At 35.2% G+C, this 14,962-nt stretch carries 11 protein-coding genes; 6 read left to right on the forward strand and 5 right to left on the reverse strand.

Annotation, left to right across the window (positions count from 1 at the left end; all coding sequences use genetic code 11):
* Positions 1-34: 34 nt before the first annotated feature.
* The 3 genes from HYG86_RS15285 (at position 35) to HYG86_RS15295 (ending at position 2,433) form a co-directional block, all read left to right on the forward strand.
* Positions 35-229, forward strand: a complete 195-nt coding sequence (locus HYG86_RS15285) for a hypothetical protein (RefSeq protein WP_213166432.1) — start codon at positions 35-37, stop codon at positions 227-229.
* A 136-nt stretch (positions 230-365) separates the two neighbouring features.
* Entirely contained in the window at positions 366-1,058 is a 693-nt protein-coding gene (locus tag HYG86_RS15290; RefSeq protein ID WP_213166433.1) for a hypothetical protein, read from the forward strand.
* Positions 1,059-1,122: 64 nt separating this feature from the next.
* Positions 1,123-2,433: an L-cysteine desulfidase family protein gene (locus tag HYG86_RS15295; RefSeq protein ID WP_213166434.1), complete on the forward strand. Its 1,311-nt coding sequence runs from the start codon at positions 1,123-1,125 to the stop codon at positions 2,431-2,433.
* 40 nt (positions 2,434-2,473) lie between these two features.
* On the opposite strand, the gene HYG86_RS15300 is transcribed toward HYG86_RS15295, so the two are convergent.
* Positions 2,474-4,447, reverse strand: a complete 1,974-nt coding sequence (locus HYG86_RS15300; RefSeq protein ID WP_213166435.1) for a YgiQ family radical SAM protein — start codon at positions 4,445-4,447, stop codon at positions 2,474-2,476.
* 231 nt (positions 4,448-4,678) lie between these two features.
* Here HYG86_RS15300 and HYG86_RS15305 point away from each other — a divergent pair, with 231 nt between their 5' ends.
* From HYG86_RS15305 to HYG86_RS15315, 3 genes are all read left to right on the forward strand, one after another.
* Entirely contained in the window at positions 4,679-6,313 is a 1,635-nt protein-coding gene (locus HYG86_RS15305) for a hypothetical protein (protein ID WP_213166436.1), read from the forward strand.
* Between the two features lie 58 nt (positions 6,314-6,371).
* A complete protein-coding gene (locus tag HYG86_RS15310; protein ID WP_213166437.1) occupies positions 6,372-8,021 on the forward strand; it encodes a hypothetical protein in 1,650 nt (549 codons plus the stop codon).
* Positions 8,022-8,083: 62 nt separating this feature from the next.
* Positions 8,084-9,736: a hypothetical protein gene (locus HYG86_RS15315; RefSeq protein WP_213166438.1), complete on the forward strand. Its 1,653-nt coding sequence runs from the start codon at positions 8,084-8,086 to the stop codon at positions 9,734-9,736.
* 43 nt (positions 9,737-9,779) lie between these two features.
* On the opposite strand, the gene speD is transcribed toward HYG86_RS15315, so the two are convergent.
* The 4 genes from speD to HYG86_RS15335 form a co-directional block, all read right to left on the reverse strand.
* Entirely contained in the window at positions 9,780-10,604 is an 825-nt protein-coding gene (gene speD / locus HYG86_RS15320) for an adenosylmethionine decarboxylase (RefSeq protein WP_213166439.1), read from the reverse strand.
* Positions 10,605-10,863: 259 nt separating this feature from the next.
* Positions 10,864-12,180 carry a TldD/PmbA family protein gene (locus HYG86_RS15325; protein WP_213166440.1) on the reverse strand — a complete coding sequence of 439 codons (1,317 nt, stop codon included), beginning with the start codon at positions 12,178-12,180 and terminating at the stop codon, positions 10,864-10,866.
* 1 nt (position 12,181) lies between these two features.
* Positions 12,182-13,534, reverse strand: a complete 1,353-nt coding sequence (locus tag HYG86_RS15330) for a TldD/PmbA family protein (protein ID WP_213166441.1) — start codon at positions 13,532-13,534, stop codon at positions 12,182-12,184.
* Between the two features lie 91 nt (positions 13,535-13,625).
* Positions 13,626-14,711 (reverse strand): mechanosensitive ion channel family protein, encoded by a 1,086-nt coding sequence (locus HYG86_RS15335; protein WP_213166442.1) that lies wholly within the window; start codon positions 14,709-14,711, stop codon positions 13,626-13,628.
* Between the last annotated feature and the right edge of the window lie 251 nt (positions 14,712-14,962).

A 14,962-nucleotide genomic window follows, 5' to 3' on the forward strand; every position in this document is an offset into this window, starting at 1 on the left:
AATTATTATGAACACTTATGAAGGAGGTTTAACTATGGGAAATGGAATAGTTTTTCTTTTTATTATGTTTTTTTTGATCCCACATATTGCGTTTTTATTTTGGGGGTATAATGACGCGGAAAAGAGAGGTAAATCTGGTTGTTTAGTTATGCTTCTATTTTTCTTTGTAGCATTTCCACTTAATCTAATAATATGGTTGCTTATAAGACCTGAAAATCAAGATTACTAATTCATTATTCAATTCCACCTTTCCCCGATTTAATGTAAATGTAATATTATAATAAAGGTTATTTTCTAAAAAAGTAGAATATATTATAATGATAAAAATATTGAGTATAAAACTCTGGGGGGAGTGGGGAGTCATTATGAGTAGAAGGTTAGGTAAGTTTTCTTTCTTACTTGCTTTATTTATGGTGGTTGGTTGCAGTACTAATGGCAATCAATTAGATCCCGAGGCTATGCTTAAAGAGCAGATAGAAAATTTAAATGAGGTAAATAGTTACCGAGCTGAAATGACACTGATTCAAGAAGTAGATAACATTCAGCAAAAGACTGAAGTACTTTTACTACAGAACATGAGAGAAAAATCTTTGTTCTTCAGCTCACTTTTAGAAGGTCAGAAAATGATAGAGCTCTCAGTATTAGATGATATTTTTACTATGAGCTTAAACAACCAAGGAAAATTTGAAAAAACATCCCTTTCTATGAACGAACTAGATGATTCAGAAAGCCTGAAAAAATCTATAATTATCGGTTCTTTTCATAACTTCGAAGCATTTACCAATCTTGTAATTGAAGAAACTTCTAATTATTTTGTTATAACAGGGGATTCAACAATTAATAGTTTAATAGGAATGAGTATACTAGACGAAGAAATAGAACCTTACGATATTGAAGAAGGGGCTATTACAATATATATAAGTAAAAAGACTAATCTAATTGAGAAGATGTATCTTGAAAATGTTATGAATGTTGGGGGTACAAGGATTATAACAAAAACAGAAGCCATAATTTCTGATATCAATAGAACAAATAACATAGCACAGAAAATTGGGTAAAGGGGCTACTTTTATGTAGCCCTTTTTGTTTAGTTAAATAAACTACTAAAGGAGTGTAGTGGAGATGAAAAAGCCATTGGATCTTGTATACATACTGAAAAAAGAAGTAATACCAGCACTGGGATGTACTGAGCCCATAGCCGTAGCCCTTGCTGCAGCTACTGCAAAAAGCAAGGTAAAAGGGCAAATTAAAAGTATTAAAATTGATGTCAGCCCGAACATTTATAAAAATGGTATGGCTGTTGGGATACCAGGGGTTAACAAAGTAGGACTGGAAATAGCTGCTGCATTAGGAGCTATAGCTGGTAATCCAAGTTTAAAACTAGAAGTTTTAGCAAATATAACTCCAGATAAAGTAAAACAGGCCATTGCTCTGACTGAAAAAGGTAATATAGAAGTGGATATTAACTGTGATAACGGAAACTTATATATAGATGTGGAAGTTATAACCGAAGAAGGCGTAGGAAAATGCAAGATAAAAAATAGGCATGAGGATATCTGTTGCATAGAAGTAAATGGTAAAGTTATATTCGAGAATAAACTAGATGGAGAAACAGAAAAAGGGTATATAAAACAATTGCAAAAGACATCAATTACAGAAATAATTAAATCAATTGAAGAAATACCCTATGAGGATATTGAATTTTTGCTTGAAGGTGCAAAAATGAATAAGGCCATCGCTAAAGTGGGGTTAGAGGAAGGACTAGGGATGGGTGTAGGTGCAAGTATTTTACAGAATATAAAAAAAGGTATACTAGCTGATGATATTTTTCAGAGAACTGTGCTGTTAACAGCTGCAGGCTCCGATGCGAGAATGTCCGGCTATCAGATGCCTGTAATGAGTAGTGCAGGTAGTGGGAACCACGGTTTAACTGCTATTTTGCCAGTTGTGGCAGTTGCAGAAATGAAGGAAGTATCTGAGGAGAAATTGGCAAGGGCTTTGGCTATTAGTCACTTAGTGACAGTGTATATTAAGAGTTTTACTGGTAATCTGTCAGCTCTATGCGGATGTGCAGTTGCAGCTGCAACGGGGGCCAGTGTTGCTATTGTGTGGATACTTGGTGGCAATTACTTACAAATGGGAGGAACCATTAAAAACATGGTTGCCGATGTTACTGGGGTGATTTGTGACGGTGCTAAAACAGGATGTGCATTTAAGCTTTCAACAGCTGCGGCCGTTGCACTAAAATCTGCACTGTTGGCCCTTGATGATGTTATAGCCACACCAGACAACGGAATAGTTACTGATTCTGTGGAACAAACCATCAAGAATCTAGGGCGTATAGGTACACCTGGAATGGTGGAAACGGACCGTGAGATTTTAGAAGTAATGATGGAAAAGAATAAACTAAAGATTATTGAAACTGTATGTTAGAAAAAATCCGTAAGTTGTTTTATACAACTTACGGATTTTTCTATCTGCTTTTCTTATTGGGTTGTCTTTTATTTTTTGCTACTGGGCTTGGGCTTGGGCTTGGGCCACTTCCTTTGCCTTTGCCCCTTTTATCCTTTGGTCTGCCAGAAGGTTTCTTATCATCGGATTTGCCTGTTGGCTTTGGCTTGGGCTTGGGAGTAAAGCTTGAGCGGTTTGCCCTTGGTCTTATTAGACATTTTTTATCAAAGCCTATAAGGTCTTTTCTCTTTGCTTTAGTTAAAGCTTCATACACTAATTCATAGTTGTTAGGGTCTCTGTATTGCATTAAGGCCCTTTGCATGGCTTTCTCATGGGCAGTTTTCGGCACATAAACCCTTTCCATGGTCCTTGGGTCCATTTCGGTATAGTACATGCAAGTGGACAGTGTCCCAGGGGTGGGATAAAAATCTTGAACCTGTTCTGGATTATGACCGATATCCCTTAAGTATTCAGCTAACTCTATGGCGGCGTGTAGATCTGAGCCAGGATGTGATGACATTAGGTAAGGGACTAGAAATTGATTTTTACCTACCTTGTTATTTATTCTTTCATACTTATTTACGAACTTTTCATAGACATCGCGGCCAGGTTTACCCATTTTTTCAAGAACCCTTGGAGAAATGTGTTCTGGAGCAACTTTTAATTGGCCAGAAACGTGATGTTCACATAGTTCCTTGAAAAATTCTTGATTTTGATCATGGACCAGATAATCATATCTAATACCTGAGCGTACAAAAACTTTTTTTACGTTTGGAAGTGTTCGAAGCTCCCTAAGAAGATCTAGATACTCCGTATGATCTATATTTAGATTTTTGCAGGGGTTTGGGAAAAGGCACTGTTTGTTTGAACACACTCCATGCTTAATCTGTTTTTCACAAGCCTTTTGTCTAAAGTTTGCAGTTGGACCACCCACATCGTGTATATAGCCTTTGAAATCGGGCTCCCAAACCATTTGTTTTGCTTCATTTACAATGGACTGACTGCTTCTGGGCTGAATTGCTCGACCTTGATGGAAGTTGAGAGCACAAAAACTACATCCTCCGAAACAACCCCTACTACTTACAAGGCTAAACTTTACCTCTGTAAGGGCTGGTATACCACCGTCTTTTTCATAGATGGGGTGAAATTGTTTTGTATATGGTAGGGAATATACCCAGTCAAGGGTTGAAGTGTCTAGGGGATCTGCAGGGGTATTTTGTACAACATAGGTTTTGCTTTTTTCATATGGTTCAACTAGAGGTTTCGCTGTTATGCTATCTGTGTTTTTATGTTGAATCATGAAATGTTTACAGTAATCTTCTTTAGACTTTGAAATCTTTTCATAGGAAGGTAACATAACAAAGTCTACAACATGGGAGATATCAGAACTACGGTAAGCAGTACCTTTGATAAATGTAATTTGGTCCATGGGCAATCCACTTTGCAAGGCCTCTGCTATCTCGATTATTTGTGTTTCCGCCATGCCGTATACAAGTAAATCAGCTTTTGAATCTAATAATATAGACCTTCTGACCTTGTCATCCCAATAGTCATAATGGGATAAACGCCTAAGGCTGCCTTCAACACCACCAATGATTATAGGAACATCATTGTAGGCTTCTCTTGCTTTTTGTGAGTAAACAGTTGTTGCACGGTCTGGGCGAAGATTGCCCTTACCACCAGGGGAATACTGATCTGTTTTACGACGTTTTTTTGCAACAGTGTAGTGGTTAACCATGGAATCTATGTTACCACTTGTTACTAAAAAAGCGATATCTGGCTTTCCTAATTTGCGGAAATCTTCAATATTGTTCCAATCTGGCTGAGGTATGATTCCCACTTTGAAGCCTTTACTTTCAAGGACTCTTCCTATTATGGCAGTTCCAAAGGAAGGATGGTCAACATATGCATCACCACTTATGATGACAAAATCTAAAGTATCCCAATTGCGGTTTTGCATATCTAATCTAGTTATAGGTAAAAATTCATTATTCATTATTTTATCAACTCCGAAGTTTAATACTTATATTTTTATTATGGGGAAAAAACAATGCCAATTTTTCTCACGACTACTATATTATCATTATTTACAACCTTAGTAAAAGTTATTTTATAAAAGGATATAAAGACCCTTAGTCGAATTTAAAATTAAATAACTAATTTGTAACTTTTTTGGAAGTAGTTCGTCTATATATATAGTATGAATTTTGTTAAGGGGGGACGGTTAGTGGATAAAAAGAAAACCGCAGGGGTCATTATTTTTTTTCTACTTATAGGAGCCTATATAGGCTATCCTAAACTAAATTTATATAACCACGAAAAAAACATAAAAGCTCTATTTAATTCTGGTCAATATGAAGCTGTACACTATCAATTACGTAATGCTGATTTAGAGGTATATAACTTTGAATACATGTACCTCGTAAAAACAGAAATTCAACTGGGATTGTTCAGTGAGGCTGGCGTAAAAATCAATAGATTGATTGATGCAAATAAGGTGGAGTTACTTCAAGAATTGGTTGATGAACTAGGTACAGGCCTAGGATCCCTATTACTCACAATTGATAAGTCAGTAGATGAGATAGAGTATACAGAGAAAGTAAGAGAAGAACTGATAAAACTTTATGCATTTGAAGGTAGCACAGATAAGGCTATGGAATTAAGAGGTGACAAAAAAGAAATAGACCTTACTTACTTGATTCATCTAGAGAATAAAGGCGACATTGAGGAGTTTTTAGCATATTACAGTGATATACCAGTAGAACTTTTAGACAGTTATTATAAAATTCTAGTGAATATGTTACTACTACATCCTATAAGTGAGAGTTCTGGCTCTGAGGAGCTAATTGAACATTTTCATAATATAGCTGGATTACAGTTGCCAAATGAAGCTCAGCATGTTTTTGGTAAATCGGCAGCTAGTATTTATAACAGTCATTACAATGAAAGTATTAAATATATCTTTGAACATGAAATATTCACGGAAAACATCTACTTTGATTATTACAATAAGATTTACTCACTGATTGACTCTGATAATCCTCAAGTGGATATAGGGGACATAAAGGAAAATAAAGAATTTGATGACTTTCCTTTGAGAGACAGGTTAATTGATATAGTTGATAATTATACAAAAGTAGAATCCTTTGAATATGTTACAAATGGTGGAGTTTTATGGTACTACCAGGAACAAGGAGGTAATAAATACTTTGATCTATTCAGTGAAGAGGAAGGGAATTTGCCTGTTGGTATACAGAAGTATTCTATTAGCTTTAACAGAAGTTACATTCACTTAGAACAGCTACATACAAAACGCAGAACACTAATATATGACAATAAATTTAACTTGGTAAAAGAGATGGAGCCCCGCCAATTCCTGCAATGGATAGATGATGAAAGCTTTATATATACTGAGTCAGGAAGTGACTTCAAAAAACATAATCTAAATACTGGAGTAACAGAAATCTATTTTGATGACATTGTGGACATAAAATTTGGCATTCGGGAACTATCCACTTTTAGACAAATATGGTCTGCGGGAGAGGAGGTATACACGACTATACAACAACTGTGGAATATGGATTCATATGCTGATTATATTGAGAGCCCGTACATCAATTCGGAAAATAGAAACTCCTTTTATTATGCCATACGTAATATTGAAGATGATTCTTCGATTTATGGGGTTGAATATAATTTCAGTATTTTAGGAAGTTGTGAAGAGTATATATACGGAGCTGAATCTGTTGAAGATATATTTTATGTCCTTGTTGCAGTAAACAAAGAAACATTAGAGAAAACCAACTTTCCATTTTATGCACAAACAAGGGCAACGCCATTTTATCTGGATAGAGGATTTTAAGTTATGTAGAAATCAGATTAATTTATTTCAAGTGCAGAATTAATAGGGAGGGGTTTATATGGATAAAAAGAGGTTAGTGGGGATAGTTGTGTTTATAGTGGTGGTTGGAATTTTTATAAGTCATCCACAGTTTAAACATAATAGGGAAAGTAATCGTATTGAAACATTATTGAGCCAAGAGAAGTATCAAGAGGTTTACGATGAATTAAATCAAGTTAGTCATCCATTGGAATCTTGGGAGTATTTAGCATTGATGCGAGCTGAATTTTATCTTGATGAAATAATGATGTTTAATAAAAAGTTAGAGGCTTTGATTGAAAAGGATGTAAAAGGAAATGTACAACTTTTAGTAGATGAATTTGGTGTTTTTTTAATAGACTATTTAGCTCTCATTGACCAAATGGGTGGAATAAACTTCAATGATGATGTATTACTTAGTGCCCTATCCCAAAGTTATTATTACCAGTGGGTTGGGACAAATGATTACTCAAAACTGGAGAAGGCAGTAGAATATGGAAGTGAAAAGGGATACCTAGATAATGTAGATATAGCTTATTTGTACGTTAATAACGATATTGAGACAATGATAGAATCTTACGATGATATTTGGGTAGACATGAGAGTTTATTTTTATGATAGATTGATAGAATACATTATGCACGGTCCTGAATCTGTGGAAGTAGATGAAAACTTGAAAAACGAAAAGGACAGACTAGATTATCTGTCTTCCTTGGATATATCAGAAGAAATAACTAAAAGATTAGCATTTGATTTAAGTTGGTATGTGGCTAGGGATCGTGTTAATAAAAGTATTTTAGAACATCCATTTATAAAAAATAACATTTATATTAATTACTACTGGTCATTAAGGAGATTAGGGTCTGAAGATACTAGACAAGAAGCATTGAGGGATTTAAATGAAAATACTAATTATCAAGACATTGATGGATATGAAAGAGAAATTGAAATTATAAACACCAGTACTTATATGGAAGGTATATTGGATATAACAAAAGAAGGAATATTGGTATATGAATTTTCTGGGCAATACTTCATGAACAATATATATGATGATGAAGAGTCAGAAGTCTATCCTTATGAAAGATGGGGGACGCCTAGCAACTCAAGAAATTATTATATATTATTTACTTGGGATGCTTCAAAAGTAAACTACTTGATATTGGATTCTGAACTAAAAATAGCTAAGAGTATAGAAGCAATAGACATGCTGTCTTTCAAGTGGCTCAATGACACTGAGGTGTATGAAGAGTATAGGCGTACACTATATAACATTCCAATGGGAGAAGAAGAGAAAGTGGATGTAGAACAACTTGAATTTCCTAAAATAGATAACTACACAGCTGGTGTTGAACTTTATCGTATTGATGAAGAAACTTATACTGTTATTGAACTTGAGGTTCATGAGAATCTGAAGGAGTTTTTGACGAATCCCATGAAAAGACATTACCGTGTTAGGAATATACACGATAATAGTGTGGTTTACGAAATGGAACTTCCCGTAATTTTTATTGGAAGTAACGATAATTACATCTTTGGCTTAGAAGAACAAGGAAATTTACTGGTTTTAACATCTATAAACAAAGACACCCACCAAAGAACTTCTCATAAATTTTATCTAATCAATGATCATTGGAGTTGGATTAATACATCTTACTTACCAACCGAAATGTTATGGGGAACACAGTAAGTTACTAGTGACTTGTAAGAAAACTACAGGATTTTTGAGCTTTTAAAAAGGGAGACGGTTGTATGAATAAAAAAACACTGGCGGGGATTATTGTCTTTATTGTAGCTTTAGGGTTATTTATCGGTTATCCCAACATGGAAGAAAGTTGGGAACAAAGAAAAATCAAGACTATGCTTCGGGGTGAGAAGTATGAGGAAGTTTATGAGATCCTTGACAAGGAGAGTCATGATATCAGTTCATGGAAATATGTTGCAAAGATGCAGAGCGAATATTACCTAGGAAATGAAGACTTGTTTTTCCGTAAGCTAGATAGTCTAATTAAAAAAGAGGAAAGAGCAGGGGTGCAATACTTAGTTGATGTAATGGGTGAAAAACTACAGCTCTACCTATTGAGAATTGATAAAATGGGCGGTATAGAGTTTACCAGGGCAGAGGTCCAAGATATTGTAGCAATGAGCTACTTAGCTCTATGGAGGGGGGCTGATCCAGCACCAGTGATAAGAGCTAAAGAAATAAAGGGAGCTAGAGATGATATTGATGTAGTGGATCTTTTTTATTACTATGCTGTAAAAGATTTGGAATCCCTTTTGGATATTTACACTCAATTACCTGATGATTTATTAGATGCTTATTATGAGCTTTTAGCTGCAACTATTGCAGATGAAAATATGTTACTAGATAAAGAGTTTGATCTGGATAAACATTTTGAGAAACTAGATAAATTTGTTCTTCCTAAGGAAATTGAGAGAGAAGTAACATTTGCCATAAGTGGCATTATAATGAATATTTTAGACCAAAATCATAGGGATATATTTTTACAACAAAACTTCTTTAAAAACAATCTGCAGTTTAATTTTTTCTACTCCTTGAGGAAATCTATCTTTGAAAACCATAGGGAAGAAGCTATTAAAGATATGAATAATAAAGAGAAATATAGCTTTATAGATGGGTACCAAGATATTATAGATGTGGTAAATAACGGAACATATGTAATGAGTAGTAGGGATCAAAACTGGCATCATCTTTTCCAAATAAGCAAAGATGGCTACATGGTTTTTCAAAATGACAGCAGGAGGTATAAAGTTAATTTATTAATGGGCGAGGACCCTGAAGACTATGAATATAGTATTATTCACTCATCAAGTCATGACGGGAGTTATTTTCACGCTAATATCTATGGAAACCCTGGTATCTTAGACTCTAAGTTTAATTTAGTTATGGAATTTGAAGAAGAGGCAAGTGTCTCTTGGGTAGACGCTAAAACATTTCACTATGGTGCTTATGATAACAGTAATGAAGAATTTATTTTTAATCTAGAAACAAAAGAGAGAACTCCCATGGCCCTGAGGGATGTGAAGTTCAAATATCTAGAAAATCATTACGGAGATTATAATTACATTTATAGGTTTGACGACCAAACATATACCGTTATTCCTTGGGAGGAAATTGTAAAGGAAAGTGGAGAAAAGGAAATAGTTCAATACTATAGGGTGAGGAACATTTCTGATAACAGCCTAGTTTTTGAGCTACAAATGCCTTCAGATTTTATGGGTAGCTGTAATAAATATGTTTATTACTTCGAAGAAAGGGATGTTCTGCAGGTGTTAACTGGTATAGACAAAGAAACCAATGAAAAAGTATATTTTCCGTTTTTTCAGTTGAGATCCACTTGGAATCTCATGCAATTTTCACCAATCTATTCAGCTGTTTATTAAAAAAGAGGTATCACGGAAATCCGTGATACCTCTTTCATATTCATTAAACTTTTATGATATTTCTTCCATAGAAGATTTCGTTCATTTCTTTTTTTAGTTTTGTTTTTATTTTACGCTTCTCGTTTTGAGATAGGTCAGCTTTAGATATACCAAATAGGTAGTTATCTAAATCAAACTCTTTTAGAATCATTTTAGTGTGGAAAATATTTTCTTGATATACGTTTACATCTATCATTTGATAACGATTGCGGGTTTCACCATCGATATAGTTTTGAATAGAGTTAATTTTGTGGTCTATAAAAAGTTTCTTGCCATTAACGTCCCTTGTAAAACCTCTAACTCTGTAATCCACTGTCATAATATCAGAATCAAAGGATTGAATTAGAGCATTTAGAGCTTTTAGTGGAGAGATATGCCCACATGTTGACACGTCGATGTCAGCCCTAAAGGTACTAATACCTTCGTCAGGGTGACTTTCAGGGTAAGTATGAACTGTTATATGGCTTTTATCTAAATGAGCTGCTACACTGCCTAAAGAAGGGCCTGGGGTTTCGCTTGTAGCTTCGCCTGCGGTGGTAACCTGACTGTTAAATTCACCTTCTTCAGAAACAAGTATTGTAACTGATGCTCCTTGGGGTTCATAATCTTGCTTTGCTATATTTAAAATGTTCGCACCAATAATATGTGCTACATTTGTTAAAATAGCTGTTAATCTATCTGCATTGTACTGCTCATCTATATACTCTATATAGTTAGCTCGGTCCTCAGGTGTTTTGGCATAGCAGATGTCGTACATGTTAAAACTAAGGGTTTTGGTTAGATTGTTAAAACCATAAAGTTCAAGTTTTTTGTAAGGTTTAATTTTCATATTTACCTCCTTTTCCCACAACAAATTCAGTACTATAATACCACTTTTTACCGAAAAGTAACAGGGGTAATACAAAAGTATTTTGTTGCTAGCTTCATTTTATTTCACAAATTCATATTATAAAGCACTTTACTCCTCATGTAAAGTGGCTTAAGTAAGAAATTTAAAAAAGATGCCTACAAGAAAAAAACCAAGATTAGGTTTTTTCTTGCAGGCTAATAGTTATCTGTGTATAGCCAATAGCTCCACAGTATTTTCTTTATTCCACAACCACACTAATGTCCTTAAACAACACATTAGGTGAATACCCTAGTGAAAAAAAGATTGCCATCAGTGGCTGTAGCTCAGTACCCATTGATACAACGTTTTTGAAGTCTTCGTATATGTTTCCTGCAACCATGGTATCTTGTACTTTCCCAACTAGCTTCCCATCCTCTATTAAGTATCCACTAGACACATTTAATGAGTAGTCACCAGCATTGATATTTCCTGTATGGGCACCCATGACAGATTCAACGAAGATTCCACGTTTGACTTCTTTAAATAACTCATCATCTGCTACGGTTAAGCCCTCAACTATTATATTGCTTGCTTCTACTGAGGGGTGGTCTTCAATATCTTCAGAGAACATGGTTCTTTTAAAGCTATTACCTGTTGGGTTGATACCTAGTTTTGTAGCGGAAGAAATATCTGCAAGATAACTTCTTAAAACACCATTTTCATAAACAAGGGTATTTTGTCCTGGAGTACCTTCATCATCAAAGGCGCATGTGCCTAACCCACCTTTAAAGGTTCCATCATCGCGGATTGTGATGTTTTGTGAAAATACTTGTTCACCCATCTTATCCTTGACAGGTGAGATACCCTTTAGAATTATATCAGAGTTTACACCAGCTAAGACCCTGAGGATTAAGGATCCCATGGCTTTGCCACTGAATATTACAGGGAGCTTACCCCCGATACCTTTGACCCTGTTTTGAGCTATTTTATGCATGGAGATCAGTTTTTCCACATCTTCACCAGTTATGGGTTGGAAACTGCTACTGTTTTTTACATGATAAACTTCGTTAAAACCCTTAGGGGATTTAGTAGAAACACCAACATTGTATAGAGTTTTATTATAATTTGCGTTAAACCCAGCAGTATTTTGGATAGCTATGTTTTTTGTAACAGCAGTTAGAGATATCTCAGGTTTTATATTGGGAGCAACTTCTGCAAAAAGTTTAGAAATTCTTAACCCTTCCTCTAAAAGTTCCTCGCTTTTCATGTTACTTACGGTACTATCTTCACAACACACAGAAGCTGGAGTGCTGTTGCTAAACTTCACTGGAACTGTAGTCTGGTTAGCAAGGGAGATTTCTGCTCTTTCTACAATTGAGATATCTTCTTCACTTGTAGTTACTGCAGTTCCCATGTTGTTGTTTTTAACTGCCCTTAGTGCATACTCAGTAATTCTACTTCCATCTCCGCCCTTAGGTTGATCACCAGATAATCTAATAGATAACTTTTTCTCTGACTTTATATATAGTTCAGCCTCTTGGAAATTCTTAGATGCTAATTCAAAGATTTTACCCATACTATTTACCTCCTATGGACATTTTTTTAACTTTAATTGGTGCAGAACCTTTTCCAGATGTTACAAGTATTTGACCGGCTTTACCACAACCACCAGCCTTTGAGTATTCTACACTGTCAGCTATCATTTCAATGTTCTTCATGGTGGTAAATAGGTTGCCACTTAGGGCTATATCCCTTACCATGTTGGTAATTTTACCTTCTTTAATCTGATATCCACCTTGAACTGCGAAGGTAAACATCTCCCCAGATGTTTGGCCACCAGCTGAGCCAAAAAGTAAGATTCCTTTTTCCATGGAGGATATCATGTCTTCGAACTTATGGGGACCTTTATCGATGTATATATTACCCATTCTAACTATGGGTTTAAAGTTATAATCCTTTGCCCTACAGTGGCCTGTAGGTTCTTCTTCTAACAGTCCTGCTGACTGACGGGAGTGTAGTCTGCCACTTAATTTACCTTTTTTAATTAGATAAGTTTGTTTACCTCTGACACCTTCATCATCATAGGTGTAGCTACCAGGAATCCCCTTAAGGCTTGGATCATCTATAACATTTAGTATTTCTGAACCAAACTCAGTTCCTAGGGTCATTGTTTCCCTTAGAGCTTCATTATCCAATAGGTTATCTGACTCACTTAAATGGCCAAATGCTTCATGGATAAATAGCCCGCCAACTTCATGGTCTAAAATAACATCGTAATCGCCACCTTCTAAGGTTTTAGCCTCAAGAAGATCTACTGTTTGTTGTGCTTTATTGTGTACAACTAGTTCTTGATGCAATAAATCAGAATAACAGTCTGTACCACCTAGGGACAGACGGGTTTGTTGGATTACCCCATCTCTCATGGAAATTATCCTATAGTTTATACCACAGATAATATGCTCTTGAGTTATAACACTACCTTCGTTATTAACAAAGGTTTTATAAGAAACTATTTCGTAGTAGGACCCGTCTGTGTTTACGATATCTTCAAATCCGCAAAGGATTTGATCATAGCTCAGTAACAAGCTTTTTTTGTCATCTAAATCTATTGTTCGTGGATCAAGCAAGGGGTTCGCTATTATTTCATCTAAAGTCACTGGAACCTGAGCTAATTTGACGCTACCTGGGATGAAGCTGCTTATGGAGGCGCTTTGTTCCATGGCGGTCTTTGCATCTGAGATGTCATTAAATGAATATGTTCCGTATCCTCCGCCAATTAAGGCCCGGGAATTTCCACCGGCTTTATTTACTACACTTACGTCTTTAATCTTACCTTTTGATACTTTGATTGTGGTTGTTCTTAGCTGTTGATAACGAAGGTCTTGATAGCCTTTACCTGATAAGGCACTTTTTAATGCTTCATTATACATAGTTTATCCCCCTTTGTTCTGTACTCTAACTAATCTATTCTCGATGGAGCTTAAAAATCCTTTAAAAAAAGACTTCCTGGGAAGTCTTTTTTTACTCTATATTCACTTTTGCTGTTGGGATGGGGTTTTCAAAGTAAAGGCTTCTAGATGGGAAGGCTACTGATACTCCTTCTTGTTCTAAAATATCCATGATTTTAAAGTTCACATCTTCTTTAACTTTCAAAAACTCCCCCCATACAGTGGTGTTTGTAAAGCAATATATAAATATATCTAAAGAACTACTATTGAAGCTATCAAAGTTTACAAAAATTGTCTCTGGATGTATATCACTATGATTCTTTAACATGGAATCAATCCTAGTTACACATGTAGCCAACTTTTCCCTAGGAGTTGTATAAGTGACACCAAGATTAAAGGAGATTCGTCTTCTTCCCATTTTGCTCCAATTTGTAATTGGGTTTTTAGCCAAAGTGGCATTTGGAACTGTAACTAGGGCATGGGCAAAAGTGCGAACCTTTGTACTGCGAAAATTAATATCTTCCACTGTGCCTTCTACATTTGGTGTTAGAATCCAGTCTCCTATGGAGAAAGGCTTATCTAAGATTATAACTATTCCTCCAAAGAAATTTGAAAGGGAATCTTGAGCGGCTAGGGCGAAGGCTAGACCACCTATACCAAGACCTGCCACAAAACCATTAACGTCATATCCCCATTCCTGTGCTATAATCGAAGCACTTATTGCCACTAAAATAAATCTTATTGCTTTAGATATAATAGGGATTAAAATCCTATCAATATCAAAATCTAGTTTCTCATTTAATTTGGTAAATAGTGCAGAAGATGTACTACTGAGATTGTAAAAGCCTGAGGTTATTAGGATTATTACAGTGGATCTAAAAAGTTTGACCACAACATCATAATACTCTTTTGATAAAGAAAGATCACGTAATGCAAAAAAAAGACCAAGGAAAAAAATAAAATTCTTCACAGGTTTCCTAAAGGCTGTAACTATTTTTGTATCTAAAGTGGTTTTTGTTTTGTCTGTCATTTTAACTATGAGTTTATAAATATATAAGTTAAAAAAATGGCTTAACATAAAAAATAAAAATGTAATACCTACAAACCTAGTAGGTCTAAACAGATGGAAATACCAAAAATCTAAAATTTGCTCAATCATAAAAAACTCCTTTCTTTGTATTAGCTGGACAGCTGGACAAGAAGGTCAACTTCAGGTAAAATGCAAGGTTGTTGTAGGGGGTGTGCCTTGAGCCACCCTGACTGAAAGTTTTACTTAAGCATAATGGAAGAAGTAGAAAGTTGGACAGGAAAATTCAAATCTGAATTGGTGTAGTTTGGCTTGGGTTGGTTTTGTTGCTATGGTCATGTTCAACTACATATAACTCTATCATACATAGTAGATTTTTCAAG

The organism is Alkalicella caledoniensis, assembly GCF_014467015.1.
Classification (GTDB): Bacteria; Bacillota; Proteinivoracia; order Proteinivoracales; family Proteinivoracaceae; genus Alkalicella; species Alkalicella caledoniensis.

Bases quoted from the DNA above. Each gene is read 5' to 3' on its own strand.
- HYG86_RS15325 (WP_213166440.1), bottom strand. From the start codon at position 12,180: ATGGGTAAAATCTTTGAATTAGCATCTAAGAATTTCCAAGAGGCTGAA.
- HYG86_RS15310 (WP_213166437.1), top strand. From the start codon at position 6,372: ATGGATAAAAAGAGGTTAGTGGGGATAGTTGTGTTTATAGTGGTGGTT.
- HYG86_RS15300 (WP_213166435.1), bottom strand. From the start codon at position 4,447: ATGAATAATGAATTTTTACCTATAACTAGATTAGATATGCAAAACCGC.
- speD (WP_213166439.1), bottom strand. From the start codon at position 10,604: ATGAAAATTAAACCTTACAAAAAACTTGAACTTTATGGTTTTAACAAT.
- HYG86_RS15295 (WP_213166434.1), top strand. From the start codon at position 1,123: ATGAAAAAGCCATTGGATCTTGTATACATACTGAAAAAAGAAGTAATA.
- HYG86_RS15285 (WP_213166432.1), top strand. From the start codon at position 35: ATGGGAAATGGAATAGTTTTTCTTTTTATTATGTTTTTTTTGATCCCA.
- HYG86_RS15330 (WP_213166441.1), bottom strand. From the start codon at position 13,534: ATGTATAATGAAGCATTAAAAAGTGCCTTATCAGGTAAAGGCTATCAA.
- HYG86_RS15335 (WP_213166442.1), bottom strand. From the start codon at position 14,711: ATGATTGAGCAAATTTTAGATTTTTGGTATTTCCATCTGTTTAGACCT.
- HYG86_RS15315 (WP_213166438.1), top strand. From the start codon at position 8,084: ATGAATAAAAAAACACTGGCGGGGATTATTGTCTTTATTGTAGCTTTA.
- HYG86_RS15290 (WP_213166433.1), top strand. From the start codon at position 366: ATGAGTAGAAGGTTAGGTAAGTTTTCTTTCTTACTTGCTTTATTTATG.